The 16,370-nt window shown below is 75.1% G+C and carries 15 protein-coding genes and 1 pseudogene; 11 read left to right on the top strand and 5 right to left on the bottom strand.

The genetic code is table 11. The features are described 5' to 3' along the window. Together PAI11_RS27465 and PAI11_RS18330 are read left to right on the top strand one after the other, a co-directional pair. The coding region (locus tag PAI11_RS27465) for a hypothetical protein (RefSeq protein WP_040600910.1) at positions 1–350 on the top strand (350 nt) is incomplete at its 5' end. A gap of 57 nt (positions 351–407) precedes the next feature. Further along, positions 408–2,306 carry a protein-arginine deiminase type III gene (locus tag PAI11_RS18330; protein WP_007577577.1) on the top strand — a complete coding sequence of 633 codons (1,899 nt, stop codon included), beginning with the start codon at positions 408–410 and terminating at the stop codon, positions 2,304–2,306. A 71-nt stretch (positions 2,307–2,377) separates the two neighbouring features. Here PAI11_RS18330 and PAI11_RS18325 read toward each other — a convergent pair whose 3' ends face one another. Then, positions 2,378–3,496, bottom strand: coding sequence for a sensor histidine kinase (locus tag PAI11_RS18325; RefSeq protein ID WP_007577576.1), 1,119 nt, complete (start codon positions 3,494–3,496; stop codon positions 2,378–2,380). After that, entirely contained in the window at positions 3,489–4,181 is a 693-nt protein-coding gene (locus PAI11_RS18320) for a response regulator transcription factor (protein WP_007577575.1), read from the bottom strand. Before PAI11_RS18320 ends, PAI11_RS18325 begins: the two co-directional genes overlap by 8 nt. 220 nt (positions 4,182–4,401) lie before the next feature. Between PAI11_RS18320 and PAI11_RS18315 the strand changes: the two genes are divergently transcribed. The 9 genes from PAI11_RS18315 (at position 4,402) to PAI11_RS18275 (ending at position 13,944) form a co-directional block, all read left to right on the top strand. Continuing rightward, positions 4,402–5,307, top strand: coding sequence for an NAD(P)-dependent oxidoreductase (locus PAI11_RS18315; protein WP_007577573.1), 906 nt, complete (start codon positions 4,402–4,404; stop codon positions 5,305–5,307). Beyond that, on the top strand, positions 5,300–6,349 hold the full coding sequence (vanA, locus tag PAI11_RS18310; RefSeq protein ID WP_007577572.1) for a D-alanine--(R)-lactate ligase: 1,050 nt from the start codon (positions 5,300–5,302) through the stop codon (positions 6,347–6,349). The genes PAI11_RS18315 and vanA overlap by 8 nt, the downstream gene beginning before the upstream one ends. After that, positions 6,346–6,987 (top strand): D-Ala-D-Ala dipeptidase VanX, encoded by a 642-nt coding sequence (gene vanX / locus PAI11_RS18305; RefSeq protein ID WP_007577570.1) that lies wholly within the window; start codon positions 6,346–6,348, stop codon positions 6,985–6,987. The genes vanA and vanX overlap by 4 nt, the downstream gene beginning before the upstream one ends. A gap of 3 nt (positions 6,988–6,990) precedes the next feature. Continuing rightward, positions 6,991–8,331, top strand: coding sequence for a UDP-N-acetylmuramoyl-tripeptide--D-alanyl-D-alanine ligase (locus tag PAI11_RS18300; protein WP_007577568.1), 1,341 nt, complete (start codon positions 6,991–6,993; stop codon positions 8,329–8,331). A 79-nt stretch (positions 8,332–8,410) separates the two neighbouring features. After that, on the top strand, positions 8,411–9,214 hold the full coding sequence (locus PAI11_RS18295) for a phytanoyl-CoA dioxygenase family protein (protein WP_007577567.1): 804 nt from the start codon (positions 8,411–8,413) through the stop codon (positions 9,212–9,214). Continuing rightward, positions 9,211–9,903, top strand: a complete 693-nt coding sequence (locus PAI11_RS18290) for a M15 family metallopeptidase (RefSeq protein ID WP_007577565.1) — start codon at positions 9,211–9,213, stop codon at positions 9,901–9,903. The genes PAI11_RS18295 and PAI11_RS18290 overlap by 4 nt, the downstream gene beginning before the upstream one ends. Positions 9,904–10,041: 138 nt before the next feature. Beyond that, entirely contained in the window at positions 10,042–12,417 is a 2,376-nt protein-coding gene (locus tag PAI11_RS25945) for a hypothetical protein (protein ID WP_007577563.1), read from the top strand. A gap of 43 nt (positions 12,418–12,460) precedes the next feature. Next, positions 12,461–13,213, top strand: coding sequence for a hypothetical protein (locus PAI11_RS18280; protein ID WP_007577561.1), 753 nt, complete (start codon positions 12,461–12,463; stop codon positions 13,211–13,213). A 140-nt stretch (positions 13,214–13,353) separates the two neighbouring features. Further along, positions 13,354–13,944 (top strand): hypothetical protein, encoded by a 591-nt coding sequence (locus PAI11_RS18275; protein WP_040600908.1) that lies wholly within the window; start codon positions 13,354–13,356, stop codon positions 13,942–13,944. Positions 13,945–13,957: 13 nt separating this feature from the next. Here PAI11_RS18275 and PAI11_RS27460 read toward each other — a convergent pair whose 3' ends face one another. From PAI11_RS27460 to PAI11_RS18265, 3 genes and pseudogenes are all read right to left on the bottom strand, one after another. Next, positions 13,958–14,128, bottom strand: coding sequence for a hypothetical protein (locus tag PAI11_RS27460; RefSeq protein WP_007577557.1), 171 nt, complete (start codon positions 14,126–14,128; stop codon positions 13,958–13,960). Then, on the bottom strand, positions 14,125–15,846 hold the full coding sequence (locus PAI11_RS18270) for a cholesterol oxidase substrate-binding domain-containing protein (RefSeq protein WP_007577555.1): 1,722 nt from the start codon (positions 15,844–15,846) through the stop codon (positions 14,125–14,127). The genes PAI11_RS27460 and PAI11_RS18270 overlap by 4 nt, the downstream gene beginning before the upstream one ends. A 95-nt stretch (positions 15,847–15,941) precedes the next feature. Further along, a pseudogene (locus PAI11_RS18265) lies at positions 15,942–16,370 on the bottom strand (hypothetical protein); the annotation flags it as partial.

Here is a 16,370-nt window from a genome sequence, read left to right as displayed (position 1 = left end):
CGCCGCGCGCCGGCCGCTTCCGCGGCACGCGATCGTCCGGCGTCACGCACCTGACGTTGCCCGGCAGCGCCACGATCGCGTGCCCGCCGGCCGGCGGTCCGCGCCCCTGTCGCCGGCTGCGGACGACGCTGGCCGCGCAGCCGCCGCGCCCGCTCGCGGAGCTGGCCGACGCGCTCGGCGTCCGCTGGGCGATCCTCGAGACGGCGACCGCCTGCTCACTGCGCGTCGGGCTGCGCTGCCGCGGGATCCCGCTGGCCGCCGCCCGCCGCGAATCGCTGCGCACGCATGTGCGGGGGCCCGCACCCAGCTCGATCGGCTACGGGGTGATCGCGGTCCGCGCCGCGCCCTGACACGGATCCGCCGCCCAGGGCGATGGAGGGAGCGTGATCTCCCGACCCAGGAACCCGATGCGGCTCGTCCCCGCCGTCCTCGTCCTCGCCCTCGCCGCTCCGCCGGGCGCAGCCGCCGCGCCGGTCGCCGCGCTGCGCGGGGACGCCGACCGCGACGGCCGGATCGACGTCGCCGGCGACCGCGACGTGGCCGCCCAGCGGACCGGCACCGTCGCCGCCGGCGTCCTCGTGCTGCCCAACGTCGACGACGACAGCGGCCGCTGCGCGGCCGAGCTGGCGAAGCTCGTCGAGAAGCCGTTCACGCCGGCGGCGGCCGCCGCTTGCCGCGACGGCGCCGACGACGTCGTCAACGGCGACCGCGACGCGCTCGACCTGGCCGAGCTGCGGGTGATGCCGTGGACGGGCGCGCCCGACGACGCCGACGGCAGCGTCCGGATCGCGACCGACCAGCAGCACGCGCGGCTGTTCCGCCGCGACGGCGGCCGCTGGTCGCCGGCGGCCGCGCTCTCGGCGGCTGACCTCCGCGCCGGGGTCGTGCTGGGGCTCGAGGCGACCGCCATCGCCGGCGACGGCGGCTGGGACGGGCGGATCGAGGTCGCGCTCGAGGTCCGGGCCGGCGGCCAGACGGCGAGCGACCAGCTGGCGGCCCACGTCGCCCCCGTGCTGCTGGTGCCACAGACCGCGCCCGCGCGGACGCTGTTCGCCAACGCGCCGAAGAGCCGGCGCCAGATCGACGCCGATCACCGCGAGTCCCGCGCGCAGGTCGGCCGTACCGTGAAGTTCCTGAGGACGGCGAAGCGCAAGGACGTGCCGAAGTTCCTGCGGCGCTACCACCGCGATCCCGAAAGCTACCGCGCGATCGGCCGTCGCCAGGCGGACAACGTGCGGTCGCTCAGTCTGGCGGGGCGCGCGTTCGACCGGCGGCTGAAGGCCGCGGTCGCGGCGGTCGGCCTCGGCCGCCAGCTCACGACCGACCCCGACGCGTGGGCGTTCGTGCAGGACCAGTTCGAGCCCGCCTACGCCGCGGTCCCCGGCCCCGACGGCAGCCGCGTGGTGCGGGTCGCGCTGCGGTCGACCGGGTTCGCCGACGAGCGGGCGGCCGACCTGGCGCGCCACGGCGACACCGCCTGGCTGCTGCGGACCCTTCGCGGGGCCGACTCCGGCGTCGCGCTCGGAGGTTCCACCAAGAGCCCGTGGGAGATGGACGGCGGGCTGGAGGCGACGCCGCCGGTGCCCGGCGCGCCCCACGGCAAGGTCCTGGTCAGCGGCTCCGAGGCCGCACGGGCGGCCACCGTCATCACGGCGCAGGGCGCCCAGCCGGCGCTGACCGTCGACACCGGCTGGCTGCAGGTCGGCCACGTCGACGAGATCTTCGCGTTCGTCCCGGCCGCAACGCCCCGTGGCTGGGCGCTGGTGGCCGCCGACCCGGGCGGGGCGCTGCGGCGGCTGCGGAAGCTGTCGGCGCGCGAGCGGCGGCGGGCCCGGGTGGTCGGCTCGGCCGACCGCTACGACGATCAGGCGCGGCCCCTGCCCTCCCCCACCGTCGCCGCGCTGCTGCGCTCGAAGATCGCCGACCAGAGCGCCACGGCGGCCCGCCGGATCGACGCTCAGCTGGTCGTCCTGCGGCGCGAGCTGGGCCTGACCGACGCCGACGTGGTCCGCGTGCCGGTGCTGTTCGGCATCGCCCAAGACACGCGCCGGCAGATCGCGTGGACCGGTAACGTCGCCAACGGCCTGGCCCCGGGCGGCCGGACCTTCCTGGCCGCCACCCCGCACGGCCCGGTGGTCGGCGGCCGCGACCTCTTCGCCGACGACGCCGCCCGGGCGCTGAAGGCGAAGGGCATCACCGTCCGCTGGGTCGACACCTGGCCATCGCCGCACGTGCGGCAGGGCGAGGTGCACTGCTTCACCAACGCGCTCCGCGACCTGGGCGACGGCGCCTGGTGGCGCCGCTGAGTCGCACCCGAACCAGACTGGACGTTCGCTCAGGCACCTACCGGCTCTGCTACGTGCGCGGCCCGGCGGAATCATCGTCGAGCTGGCGGAGAAGCTGGAGCCGCCGGCAGCTGCACGGTGACGGAGAGCCCCCCTCCGGCCCGCGGATCGAGGGTGAGGGTTCCGCCATGCGCCTGGGTGACGCTCTTGACGATCGCCAGGCCCAGGCCGACGCCCGCGTGGTCGCTGCGAACGCGGCTGCTGCCGCGCTGAAACGGCTCGACCAGCGTCGACGCCACCTGCGGCGCGACCTTCTCGCCGGTGCTCTCGACCGTGAGCACGGCGCCGCGGGGCCCGACGCCGGTCGTGATCCACACGGTGCCCGCTTCCGGCAGGTTGTGGACGATCGCGTTGTGCAGGAGGTTCGTGCCCAGCTGCAGCAGCAGCGCGTGCGAGCCGAGGGTCGGGGCCACGTCGCCGAGGGTCTCGATCTCGACGCCGCGCTCCTCGGCGAGCGGCAGCAGCGTCTCGACCGCCTCCTCCGCGACGAGGGACAGGTCGACGGGCTCGCGGACGAAGGAGCGCTGATCGGCGCGGCTGAGCAGCAGCAGCGCCTCGGTCAGCTCGATCGCCCGCGCGTTGACGGCGTGGAGGCGCTCGACCAACTCGCCGTTGTCGCGGTCCGGATCCTTGCGGGCCACGTCGAGCAGCGTCTGCGTGACCGCCAGCGGGGTGCGCAGCTCGTGGGACGCGTTGGCGGCGAAGCGCTGCTGCTCGGCGACCTGCGCCTCGAGCCGCGCGAGCATCGCGTCGAAGCTGTCGGCGAGCTCGCGGAACTCGTCCTTGCGGCCCTCCAGCCGGACTCGGTGGGCCAGCGATCCGCCCGCGGCCACGCGCGTGGCGGCCGTGATCCGCGCCAGCGGGGTGAGCATCCGCCCGGCGAGGAACCACCCGCCGACGAGGCCGAAGACCAGCAGCGAGCCCAGCGCGATCGACGCCTTCGGCACGAAGGCGTCCAGGAGGTCGGATCGGGAGGGACCGGTGATCAGCACCGCACGGCCGGGCGGCGCCGCCCGGTCGACGACGTCGGGGACGTAGCGCAGCAGGAACACCCACACGACCGCGAGCAGCAGGACGCCGGCGACCATCAGGAAGCCGGCGTAGCTGAGGGTCAGCTTGAGGCGCGCGCTCAGCCCGGGGCGCCTATCCACGGACGTCTCCCCCACGCTCGCCGTCCTGCGCGTCGATCCGGTAGCCGACACCGGCGACGGTGGCGATGATCCCGGGCTCGCCGAGGCGCTTGCGCAGCGCCGAGACCGTGATCCGCACGGCGTTGGTGAAGGGGTCGGCGTTCTCGTCCCACGCCCGCTGCAGCAGCTCCTCGGCGCTGACGACGCCGCCCTCGGCCGCGACCAGGACCTCGAGCACGGCGAACTGCTTGCGGGTCAGCGCCACGTAGCGGCCGTCGCGGTAGACCTCGCGGCGGAACGGATCCAGGCGCAGGCCCGCGATCTCGCGCACGGGAGGCCTGCTGTGGGCGCGCCGGCGGTCGAGCGCCCTGAGCCGGAGCACGAGCTCCTGCAGCTCGAACGGCTTCGTGAGGTAGTCGTCGGCGCCGAGCCCGAACCCGGAGGTCTTGTCGTCGAGCCGGTCGGCGGCGGTCAGCATCAGGATCGGCATGCCGCTGCCGGAGGCGACGATCCGCTCGGCGATCTCGTCACCGGACGGCCCGGGAACGTCTCGGTCCAGGATGGCGATGTCGTAGGCGTTCACGCTCAGCAGCCGCAGGGCCGTGTCGCCGTCGCCCGCGATGTCGGCCGCGATCGCCTCCAGGCGCAGGCCGTCGCGGATGGCCTCCGCCATGTACGGCTCGTCCTCGACGATCAGCACACGCACCCTTCGAGGCTAACGCCGGCGCATATCGTCGGCGTATCGAAAACCCCATACGGGCGGGCAACACGCAGCGGCGTTCACTGCGGCAATGCTCCGCAGCGCACCCAGACGAACCGCGGTCCGCCCCACGCGCTCGCTCGCCTCCCCGGGCTCCCCGGTCGCCCCGGCGGTGGGGGTCGCGATCTACGGTTGCGAGCCGGACGAGGCCGCCCTGTCGCGGCAGATGGCGCCGCGGCTGGGCGTGGTGCCGACGATCATCGAGGCGCCGCTGTCGGAGGCGACCGTCGGGTTCGCGGCCGGCAACCGCTGCGTCAGCATCGGGCACAAGACGCGCGTCGGCGACCGCACGCTGCTCGCGCTCAGCGAGGCCGGCGTGCGGTACGTGTCCACGCGCAGCGTCGGCGACAACCACATCGACGTCGGCTACGCGCAGCGCGTGGGGATCGTCGTCGAGACGGTCGCCTACTCGCCCGACAGCGTGGCGGACTACACGCTGATGCTGACGCTGATGGCGCTGCGGCACGCCCGGTCCGTCATCAGGCGGGCCGACGCCCACGACTACAGCCTGGGCGGCACCCGCGGGCGGGAGCTGCGCGACCTGACCGTCGGAGTGGTCGGAACCGGTCGGATCGGCGCCGCGGTGCTGGATCGGCTGCGGGGGTTCGGCTGCCGCGTCCTGGCCTGCGACCCGCGGCCCACCACCTGCGCGGACTACGTCACGCTCGACGCGCTGCTCGAGCAGAGCGACGTCGTGACCCTCCACACGCCGCTGACCGCGGCGACGCACCACCTGCTGGATCGCCGCCGGATCGAGCGGATGCGGCCCGGCGCCGTGATCGTCAACACCGGACGCGGCGGGCTGCTCGAGACCGAGGCGCTGATCTTCGGCCTGGAGAGCGGCAGGCTGGGCGGCGCGGCGCTGGACGTCGTCGAGGGCGAGGAAGGGGTCTTCTACGCCGACTGGAGCGACCGGCCGATCCCGAGCGAGGCGCTGCTGCGGCTGCACGAGCTGCCGAACGTGCTGATCAGCCCCCACGTCGCCTACTACACGGACCACGCGCTGCGCGACACCGTCGAGGCCAGCCTGGCCGGCTGCCTGGCCTTCGAGGGCGGGGCCCGGCATGCGTAGGTCGAAGGTCGGGATCCTCTTCGGCGGCTGCTCCGAGGAGCATCCGATCTCCGTCAAGTCGGCGCACGAGGTCGCGCGCCACCTCGATCTCGAGAAGTACGAGCCCTACTACGTCGGGATCACCGCGGACGGCGCCTGGCGGCTCTGCGACGGCCCCGACCCCGCGTGGGAGGACGGCCCGCACCATCCGGTCGTCCTGTCGCCGGACCGCGGCACCCACGGCCTGCTCGTGCTGGAGCCGGGCCCGCCCGCCCGCTACGAGACGATCAGCCTCGACGTGGTGCTGCCGGTGCTGCACGGCAAGCGCGGCGAGGACGGCGCGATCCAGGGGCTGCTGGAGCTCTCCGGGATCCCCTACGCGGGCTGCGACATCCAGAGCTCGGCCCTCTGCATGGACAAGTCGCTGACGTACATGGCGGTCAGGGCGGCGGGCATCGCGACGCCGAGCTTCCGGACCGTCGAGGCGGGCGAGCGGGCCGATCCCGCCGAGCTCGCCTACCCGGTCTTCGTCAAGCCGGCCCGCTCGGGCTCGTCGTTCGGCGTCAACAAGGCCTCGCACCCGGGCGAGCTGCCGGCCGCGATGCGCGCGGCGCGACGCTACGACGCGAAGGTGGTGATCGAGGAGGCCATCTCCGGCAGCGAGGTGGGCTGCGCGATCCTCGGCGACCACGGTGAGCTGCTGGCCGGCGAGGTCGACCAGATCGCACTGTCGCACGGCTTCTTCCGGATCCACCAGGAGGACGATCCGGAGAGCGGCTCGGACAACGCGACCGTCACCGTTCCCGCCGACATCCCCGAGGCGTCGCGCGCGCTCGTCCAGGAGACGGCGAAGGCCATCTACCGCGCCCTCGGGTGCCGGGGGCTGGCGCGGGTCGACATGTTCCTCCAGGCGGATGGCCGCGTGATCCTCAACGAGGTCAACACGCTGCCCGGCCTGACCTCCTACAGCCGCTACCCGCGGATGATGGCGGCGGCAGGGCTGCCGCTCGGCGACGTGCTCGACCGGATGCTGTCGCTGGCGCTGGCCGGGGGCGGGCGATGAGCGGCGACTTCGCCTTCGTCGACGAGCTCGTGGACGGGATCCGCTGGGACGCGAAGTACGCGACCTGGGACAACTTCACCGGCAAGCCGGTGGCCGGGTACCTGGTCAACCGCATCGTCGGCACCACGGCGCTGTGCGCCGCCCTGCGAGCCGCGCGCGACGCGGCCACGTCCGTGGGCTTCGGCCTGCTGCTCTGGGACGGCTACCGCCCGCAACGCGCCGTCGACAGCTTCCTGCGCTGGATCGAGCAGCCGGAGGACGGCCGGACGAAGCCGCGGCACTATCCCAACATCGACCGGGCCGAGATGGTCCGCCAGGGGTACGTGGCCGCGAGGTCGGGCCACAGCCGGGGCAGCACCGTCGACCTGACGCTCCACCACCTGGCGACCGGCGAGCTCGCGGCGATGGGCGGCACCTACGACCTGATGGACCCGGTCTCCCGTCACGGAGCGCCCGCGATCTCGCCCGTCGAGGCGGCGAACCGCGACCGCCTCCGCTCGATCATGACGGCCTCCGGCTTCACGCCCTACGACTGCGAGTGGTGGCACTACACCCTCGACGACGAGCCGCATCCGGACACCTACTTCGACTTCCCGATCGCCGGCGACCTGGCCGTGCCCACGGCCGTCGCGGGGTGAGCCGTGCGCTTCTCGACCGCTGAGCTGACGGCCCACCTGGGCGGCGAGCTGATCGGGCCCGACGTCGTCGTCGACGGCGCGAGCATCGACACCAGGACGATCCGGCCGGGGCAGCTCTACGTTCCGATCTCGGCCAGGCGCGACGGCCACGACTTCGTCCCGACCGCGCTCGAGGCCGGCGCGGCGGCGTACCTGACCGCGCGCGAGCCGGTCGGCGGGACAGCCATCCGCGTCCCCGATACCGGCGCGGCGCTGCTGCGCCTCGGGGCGCTGGCCCGCGATCGGGTCGGCGGCGCGATCGGGGTCACGGGATCGGTCGGCAAGACCACGACGAAGGACCTGCTCGCCGGCTGCCTGGCGTCGACCTTTCGCGTCGCCGCGAGCGAGCGGTCGTTCAACAACGAGCTGGGGCTGCCGTTGACCTTGCTCGGCGCCCCCGAGGCCCCGGAGTGGGTGGTCCTCGAGATGGGCGTCCGGCGCGAGGGCGACATCGAGCGGCTGGCCGAGGTCGCGCGTCCCGACGTCGGCATCGTGACCCGGGTCGAGATGGCGCACGTCGAGTACCTGGGCGACCTCCACGGCGTGGCGCGGGCCAAGAGCGAGCTGGTGGCCGCGCTGCCGGCGTCGGGCGTCGCGATCCTGAACGCCGACGACCGCCGCGTCGACGCGATGGCGCCGCTGAGCGCCTGCCCCGTGCTGCGGTACGGCATCGACGCCGACGCCGACGTGCGGGCCGACGACGTCACCGTCGACCGCGACCTGCGCGCGCGGTTCCGGCTGTCGTCGCCGTGGGGACGGGCCGAGGTCCGCCTGGGGCTGCACGGCGTCCACCAGGTGGCCAACGCGCTGGCCGCGGCGTCGGCCGCGCTGTGGTGCGGGGTCCCCGTCGACGCCGTGGCCACGGCCCTCGGGGAGCGCCGCGGCTCGCCCTGGCGGATGGAGGTCCACCAGCTGCCCGGCGGCCCCGTCCTGGTCGTCGACTGCTTCAACGCGATCCCCGCGTCGGCCGAGGCGGCCGTGCGCTCGCTGGCCGCGCTGCCGGGCGAGCGCAAGCTGGCGCTGCTCGGCGTGATGGCCGAGCTGGGGGACCGAAGCGCGTCCGAGCACCGCCGGATCGCCCGGCTGGCGGAGGAGCTCGGAATCGACGTGGTCGGCTACGGGACCGGCCTCTACGGCGACGCGCACGTGACCGGCGTCGACGACGCCGTCGCGCTGCTGCGCACGCTCGGTCCCGGCGACGGGGCGCTGATCAAGGGCAGCCGCGTGGCGCGGCTCGAGGACGTGGTCGGCGCCTACGGCGAGGCGGTCGGCGCCCCGTCGCTCGCCCCCGGGGCCGCGGCCTGACGATCGCGCGCGGCGCCTATCGCCGGCATATCGAAAACCGCATACGGGCTGGCAACGCCGCGGTCCGTTGACTGCGGGCATGAGCTACGGCAAGCAGGCGGAGCAGGCGACGGCGGAGATGGCCAACGCGGTCGAGGAGCAGGGGTGGTGCGTCGTCGGAGCCCTCGAGCGGCCCCTCGCCGGCCGCCTGCGGCGGGCGGTCGACGAGGTGGCGGCGCGCTCCGCCGACGCCACCGCCAGCGGGCAGCTGCACCAGCTGTCGGGCCTGGCCCAGCACCGCGATCTGGCCGAGGTCGTCGACTGGCCGCCGCTGCTGGCGCTGGCGGTCGAGCTGCTCTCGCCCAACATCTCGATCAACCACTCCCATCTCGACGTCCACCCGCCGCACCCGCCCACCGGGGCCCATCGCTGGCACCGCGACAACGGGCTGCTGGGCCGCGACATGCGGCTGCTGTGGCGCGATCAGCCCCGCGTGACCCTGAAGGTCGCGGTCTACCTGACCGACGTGGCGTCCCCGGACGACGGCGCGCTCGAGGTGGTCCCTCGCAGCCACCTCGACACGCGGTCGCGCTACCCCAACGAGGACCAGCCCGACGGCGTGCCCGTCCTCGGTCCGGCGGGCACGGTCGCCGTGTTCGACGCGCGGCTCTGGCACCGCCGGCGGGACAACCTCGGCCCGCGCGTGCGACGGGCGATGTTCATGGCCTACAGCTACCGGTGGCTGACCTCGCGCGACGTCCCGTTCGAGGCCGTGCCGGAGTGGGCTGCCCTGTCGCCGATCCGCCGGCAGCTGCTCGGGGACCAGACGGTCGACCCGTTCTACTGGGCTGCCGGCGAGCTGCCGCTCGATCCGCGCTTCGCCGAGGTCCAGGAGGCCGCATGACCCGCGCCGCGAGCAGGGCGGTCGGCGGCGGCCGCACCACCGGACCGGCACGGATCGCGATCCACCGCACGCGGATTCGCAGGCGGCGGCTCGGCGGTCTGCTCGCCGTGGTCGCGGCGATCGTCGTCGTCGCCGGCTACCAGCCGCTGGCGTCCTCGTCCTCGATGGGGACGTCCGCGATCGACGCCCTTCGCGGCGAGCACCGCGATCGCGGCCCCGACTTCCGCGCGTCGCTCGGCGAGGCCGCGGGCGCCATCCCCGACGGCACGACCGTCTTCGACGACGAGGTCCCGGGCGTGGCCAACCTCGATCCGACGCTGCTCGCCGCGCTGCGCCAGGCGGGGTCGGCGGCCGCCGCCGAGAGGATCCAGCTCCTCGTCGACAGCGGCTGGCGGTCCGCCGAGTACCAGGAGCACCTGCTCCGGGAAGCGGTCGCGAAGTACGGCTCCGAGACCGAGGCCGCCCGGTGGGTGGCCACCCCCACGACGTCCGCCCACGTGTCGGGGGACGCCGTCGACATCGGGCCCCCCGACGCCGCGGCGTGGCTGTCCGCGCACGGCGCCGCGTACGGGCTCTGCCGGGTCTACGGCAACGAGCCCTGGCATTTCGAGCGCCGCCCCGACGCCGCCGCCCAGGGCTGCCCGCCCCCGTACGCCGACCCGACCCACGATCCGAGGATGCGGCGGTGACCCGTCGCGCCGTCGCGGTGTGCGCAACGTCACGGTCCAAACCCCACATTCGGAGGGGGTCGGCGGTCTTGGAGCCGCGACAGGTGAGGCGAGCTCGTCGTTCCGACGGGCCTCCTCCCCACCAGGTCACTCTCCCCTATGACGACACCAACGAAGCTGCTTCCGGCGGCCCTGCTCGGCACCGCCGTCGCGCTGCTCGCGGCGCCGGCCGCCCAGGCCCACGACGCTGTCAACCGCTATCCGGCGCCCGTCGACGCCCGCACGTTCGACGCCACCACCGGCGGCTGGGACGTACGGGGCCAGGCCCCCGGAACGACCGGCCTGTCCCTCTCCAGCGCCCGTGCCGACGCCGCCGGCGACGGTCTGCTGCGGGTCCGGATCACCGGCGCCGCCTCGCGCGCCGGTTCCGGCTCGGTCACCTGGACCTCGCCCGCGTTCGACTACCGGGGCTCCGGCGACCACGCCCCGAAGGCGCAGAGCCTGGTGCTGCGGCAGCGCACGACCGGCCAGCTCGGCCGGCTGTTCGCCGACCAGCCGCTGACCGTCTCGGTCGTGCCGGCCCGCGGCGGCGCCCCGGTCGCGACCGCGCAGGTCGCCGGGCCCGGCGACGGCTGGGCCGACCGCCGGACCGAGATCGACGCTGCCGCGCTGAAGCTCGGCGGCTCGTACCGGCTGCGCTTCACCCTCGCCGCGACCACCACGGCCCGCGAGCGGGTCGACGGCGCGATCGAGAGCGATTGCGTCGCCCTCGTCGCCGCCAGCGCGGCGGTTGCGGGCGACGCCTGCGCCTCGGCCGGCGGCGCCGCGGTCCTGACCGGCACCGAGGCGGCCGCCGCCACCGGTACGACGACCGAGGGCACGACGACCGGCGCCACGACGACCGAGGGCACGACGACCGGCGGTACGACGACCGAGGGCACGACGACCACCGGCGCCACGACGACCGGCGCCGACGGAACGACCACGGGCGGCACCGCCACCGGGGCCGACGGCCACGGCGATCACGGCGACCACGGCGGCGCCCAGACCACCGCGACCGAGCCGGACAGCGGGTCCGGCAGCGGCGAGCACGGGGGCCACATGGGCCAGTCGGGCCTGGCCAACTCGGGCACCGGCATGGTCTACGTCGACGACGTCGACGGTCGCACCTTCGACCGCTACGAGGGGATGTGGACGCAGAGCCGCGACCGCTCGGCCTGCGTGCTGCTCGCGATCTGCGCGGTCGCCGACGGCAACTGGGCCTTCGACGGCACCAACGGCCTGATCCGCGTCCAGCTGAACGGCTCGAGACTCCCCAGCGGCGCCGTCTCGCACTTCTGGACGTCCCCGGCGTTCACCTATCGCGGCCACGACGGCGACCTGCCGGACAAGAACGTCGTCCAGTACCGCCTGCGCGCCAACGTCAAGCGCTTCCAGCCCGGCGAGCTCGAGAACGGGCGCTACATCGTCCAGGTCCTGGACCAGGACAAGAAGGTCGTGGCCCAGAACGGCGGCCGCGAGCTGACCCCCACCGCGAACTGGAAGGCCGCCAGCTACGAGGTCCCCGCGACCGCCCTGCGCCTCGGTGGGACCTACCGCCTGCGGATCGTCACGGAGTTCGCCAAGAAGCGCGGCTCGCAGACCAGCGGCACCGTCGACTGGGACTGCGTGGCGCTCGTCGCCAAGGGGCCCGGCATGACCGGCAGCGAGGGCTGCGGCCCGAAGGACGAGCCGCCGAACCCGGGCGAGTGGGTCATGGGCGGCGGCACGAGCCCGGTCTGCTCGAGCCCGCTGAGCTTCCTGGTCGGCCCGCTCGACGCGACGCTGAAGCAGCTCCTGACCGGACCGAACCGCCTGGCCGCCGGCGTCGGCGCGACCACCGCGGACCTGGTCAACGCGCTGCTCGACCCGGCCAAGCCACTCTCGGTCGCGCTCGGCCAGGTGCTGAGCCGGTTCGCCGCCACGGCCGGCGCGCTGACCGGGCCGCTGGCGCGCCTCGCGGGGCCGTTGCGGGGGATCAGCGAGCCGCTGTTCGGCGCCCTGAGCCCGGCCACCGGCCTGCTCAACTGGGTCCTCAGCCCGGTGGCGCAGCTGGTCAGCACCGCGACGGGCGCGATCGTCGGGCCGGTGGCGCAGCTCGCCGGCACCCTGCTGTCGCCGCTCGGCTACCTGACGGCGCCGCTGATGCCGATCTACGACAGCCTCGTACGGCCGATCGTGCAGCCGCTCCTCTCGGCGATCCTCGACCCGATCCGCCAGAACCTCGGCGTGGTCCTCGGACCGAACGGGCTCAAGGTCCTGCGCGACATCATGGATCCGCTGAGCACCGCGGCGACGGGCCTGGTCGGCCCGGTCTCCGCGGCGATCGGGACGCTCCATCCGATCCACGCGACGATCGTCGGGCTGCTGGATCCGATCTACCAGTCGACCATCGGCGCCCTCGGCCCGAACGCCGGCAAGTTCACGTCGTTCCTGAACAAGGCCTACGTGCACTCGTTCCCCGGCTGCGGCGACCTCACCGCGCACCAGCACTAGGCGCGCGGACCGCTTCCACCCCAATCCCCCGAAAGGACGCACCATGTCCCTGACCACCGTCACGCGACGGCGGCTGGCGACGCTCGGCACCACGATCGCGACGGCCGCCCTGGCCGTCGGGATCGGCGCCGGCGCCGCGAGCGCCTCCGTCACCTCGACCACCGCCGCGGCCCGGGCCGGGCTCTCGGCCTCGTCGCCGGCCACGACCACCGGCAGCAGCGCCAAGGCGAAGGCCCGCCGGGCCGCGGCCCGCAAGGCCAAGGCCCGCCGTCAGCTCCGCGCCCGTCGCGCGGCGCTGCCGTACGCGCCGGAGTCCGTGCTCCGCTCGAGCTCGCCGCTGGCCCCGCGCGTCGCCGCTCCGGCGCCGCTGCTCAGCGGCCAGCTCCCGGCCGGCGCCGACCCGTCCCGCGTCAAGCAGATCACCATCGTCCTGAACCAGGGCGCGCTGGCCGGCGGCCGGGCGTCGATGCGGACGATCGGCCCGTTCAGCGGGATCCTCCAGTTCCTCGGCCTCGGTGCCGTGGCCGACCTGTCGGCCTGGTTCGACAACACGATGAACTACGCGATCTCGGCCCTCGTGCACGGAGTCGCCAACCCGATCCTGGCGGTGCCGGTCGTCGGCGACCTGCTGCGCCCGGTCGCCCAGGCGCTGTTCACCGCCGGCAAGGTCGTGCTCAACGTGATCTTCCCGGTCACCGGCTCGACCAAGCCGACCGCGATCCAGGTCGGCAGCGGCCCGACCATCCCGCTGACCGGCGACGCCGCGTCGACGCTGCGGGCCGTCGGGGGCCGCTGATCCCTCCGCCGCTCCCGGGACCGGGGGGTCCCGGGAGCGGCGCCCGTCCGTTGGCGCTCCGCCCGTCCCGCGAGCGGACTTGCGCTCTAGGGGAACATTGGTACAGTTCTAGCCTCACTGCACCAACCCCTCCCCTCGCCATGCCTCCTCGACGCTCCGCCCCCGCTGTCCGCCTCGCCGGCGAAACCCACCGGCAGCTGCTCGCGATCGGGGCTCCGCGCTGGCAGGACAGCCTCGACGTCCACGCCGCGCTCAAGCGCCTCGTGCACGTGCGCGGCAGCGTGGTCGTCGAGGAGGGCACCGACGGTCGCCTGCGACCGCTCGAGGCCTACGCCCCGGAGGGACGGGCCCTCGTGCTCGGCACGCTGGTCCACGCGCTCGACGGCCCGCTGGCGGGATCGATGGGGATCGCCCTCGGCGGCGACGAGGTCAGCGCCACCCACGCCGACCTGGCTCCGATCGTCGAACGCCACGACGACGAGACGACGATCCTCGGTGCCCCGATGCCGTGGCACCGCACGCTGGTCCTCGCCGAGGCGGTCGAGCGCTCGACCGAGGCGATCGACGAGGTCGTCGACGAGCACCGCGGCACGGTCGTGCGCACCAGCTCCCGGCAGGTGCACCGCTCGTTCTCCACGAAGCCGGGCGACCAGCCGGCGGTCCGCCGCCACGTGGAGCGCGACTACCGGGGCCTCTCGGCCGACCTGGCGGCGCTCCGCACCGGCGCCTGAGCCCGGCCGGCGCTCACCCCGCGACCGCGACGACGCCGGCGACGACGACCGCCGCCAGCACCACCGCGGGGACGACCAGCAGGTCGAACGCCTCGCGGGGCGTCGGCGGCGCGCTCCGCCGCTCGCGCGCCGGCAGCCGCCCGCCCTCGCCGGACGACCGCGGGGACCGGCCGCCGGACCTCACCCGAGCAACCGGTCCAGGAGCGGGCTCCGGAAGATGCCGTGCGGGTCGAGCCGCGTCAGCGCGTCGACCGTCGGCCGCCAACCGCCGCGGCCCCCTCCGGCGTCGAACGACGCCGGAATCACGCGCTCCAGCACGTGCCGGCTGCGCCAGGCGCCCTTGCGAGCGTAGCCCCAGCCCTTGCTCCACTCGACGCGAACGCCGACCTCCCCCGGATCGAAAGCCGCCAGCAGCCAGCGCTCGAAGGCGACCATCCGCGCGATCGCGCCCGGCGCGCCGGGGATCGTCAGCAGGTCGAGCCAGATCGCGACGTCCCACTCCGGATGGTCCGGCCGTGGCCGCAGCGCCGAGAGGGCCGGCGCCACCGCGCCGTCGCGCCCGCAGTCGCCCGGGTGGTCGAGCCCGGTCACGCGCACCTCCGTCGGCCCGAGCAGCGCGGGCGCCCCGGCGGACTCGGCGCGCCGCAGCTCGGCCAGCACCCGGGCGAGGACCGGCTGGACGTTCTCCCGCCGCGTGAGCAGGGCGTACCCGTTGGCGGTCACGCGCAGGGTCGTCGGCCTGACGTAGAGGAGCGTGTCCTTGGAGCGGCCCCAGAGGTCGCTGGAGCGGGTCGCCTCGAGCCCGACCGCCGTCGCGCCGTGCATCACCTGGCCCAGCACGCGCCCGAGGCCGCCGGGCGCGATCGCCGCCCGCGCGATCAGATCGGTGACCGGCCGTGGCATCTGGTCCGAGAACGGGTAGTTGTAGGGAGCCTCGACGCGGCGACTCTCCTGCGGCCGGACCCGCATCGGGGTCCAGACCTTCAGCCACGGGCTCTTCGTGCCCGGGTACCAGATGATCTCGGCGCGGCCCGCGCGGTCGAGGAACGACGAGAGCGTCCGTCGCCCACCGCCCGCGGTCGGCGCCAGCAGCTCCTCGATCGGGATGTCGAGGAAGCTCTCGCACCGCAGCGGGACGTCGCGGACCGCCCGCACGACCACGTCGACCACGAACGCGGCCCCGAGGTTGACGAGCAGCGGCGCGATCGCCGGATCGTCGCGGTGGAACCGCCGCAGGACGTAGCGCCCCTGCGCGCCATCCCAGACCACCGCCCGCAGCGACAGCACGAGGTTGCTGATCGACCCGTAGCTCGCGCCGTCCCGGCGCTGCTCGCCGACCGCGGGGATCCCCGTGCCGTGGCCGCCGACGGCCAGCACGCCGCCGATCGTCAGGTCACCGGGCGCCGGCACCGCGGTCAGCCCCAGGCCGGCCTCGGCCAGGGCCCCGAGGATCGCCTCCATCGCCGCCCCCGCCTGGGCGTTGACGCGGGGCCGCGCTCCGGTCACGACGCGGATGCCGGTCAGGTGACGGGTGGTGTCGACGAGCAGCGTCCGTCCGACCGCGACGCCGGGAGCAACCGCGAAGGGCGCCCACGTGTGGTCGTGTCCCCGCGCCCGCAGGCGCCAGCCGCGACGCGCCGCCCAGCGGACCAGCCGCAGCACCTCCTCCGCGTCGCGAGGAGCGGCCGTCCAGACCGACTCGTGGACGATCTCCCCCGACCAGTTCTCGAACCGGCGCCGCTCGACCGCGATCCCGGCCGGGAGGTCGAACGGCGGTGACGGGTCGCCGAGCGCGGGAGGCGGCACGACGAGGCCGCCGGCGGCGGCGGTGGCGGCACCGGCGAGCAGCAGCTCGCGCCGCCGGAGGGTGGGGACGTCGGACGTCGAACGGGTGGTAGGCACGATCGACTGTCGTGGCGACCGCGATCCGCCGTCCCCCGATCATCCGTCGAGTGCGCTCCCCGCGGCGCGGCGGCGCGGCTGCTCGATCGCGGACGTCACCGCCCCGGGCGGCGCACGACCACGCAGTAGCCGTGCCACTTCCCCACGTGGCACCACCACCGCGACGGCGAGCCAGCGGGCGCGGGCGGCTTGGGCACCTCGGGCTTGGGTGTGTCGGGCTTGGGCGGGTCCGGCGTCGGTGTGTCGGGCTTGGGCGCGTCCGGCTTGGGGGTGTCGGGCTTGGGCGGGTCCGGCTCGGGCGTGTCGGGCTTGGGCACCTCGGGCTCGGGCGTGTCCGGGGTCGGCGCCTGCGGCTCGGGCTCGCGCCGCGTCGGCCTCGCGACGGCGGTGGTGCCGAGGCTCGATGGCTGGGCCGTCGTCCCGACCGGCGTGGCCGGCGCGTCGTCGGCGGTCGCCGTGCTCGCCGGCTCCGGCGCCAGCGCGACCGGCGTCGGGGCCGGGGCGGGAGTCGGCGCCGGAGCCGG

It is taken from the genome of Patulibacter medicamentivorans, assembly GCF_000240225.1.
Lineage (GTDB): Bacteria > Actinomycetota > Thermoleophilia > Solirubrobacterales > Solirubrobacteraceae > Patulibacter > Patulibacter medicamentivorans.
The sequence above is the reverse complement of the archived record's forward strand: the minus strand, read 5'-3'. Positions and strand labels throughout refer to the sequence as shown.

Coding starts and splice junctions, on each gene's coding strand:
- PAI11_RS18330 (WP_007577577.1), top strand. CDS start 408: ATGCGGCTCGTCCCCGCCGTCCTCGTCCTCGCCCTCGCCGCTCCGCCG.
- PAI11_RS18315 (WP_007577573.1), top strand. CDS start 4,402: ATGGCGCCGCGGCTGGGCGTGGTGCCGACGATCATCGAGGCGCCGCTG.
- vanA (WP_007577572.1), top strand. CDS start 5,300: ATGCGTAGGTCGAAGGTCGGGATCCTCTTCGGCGGCTGCTCCGAGGAG.
- vanX (WP_007577570.1), top strand. CDS start 6,346: ATGAGCGGCGACTTCGCCTTCGTCGACGAGCTCGTGGACGGGATCCGC.
- PAI11_RS18295 (WP_007577567.1), top strand. CDS start 8,411: ATGAGCTACGGCAAGCAGGCGGAGCAGGCGACGGCGGAGATGGCCAAC.
- PAI11_RS18290 (WP_007577565.1), top strand. CDS start 9,211: ATGACCCGCGCCGCGAGCAGGGCGGTCGGCGGCGGCCGCACCACCGGA.
- PAI11_RS25945 (WP_007577563.1), top strand. CDS start 10,042: ATGACGACACCAACGAAGCTGCTTCCGGCGGCCCTGCTCGGCACCGCC.
- PAI11_RS18280 (WP_007577561.1), top strand. CDS start 12,461: ATGTCCCTGACCACCGTCACGCGACGGCGGCTGGCGACGCTCGGCACC.
- PAI11_RS18275 (WP_040600908.1), top strand. CDS start 13,354: ATGCCTCCTCGACGCTCCGCCCCCGCTGTCCGCCTCGCCGGCGAAACC.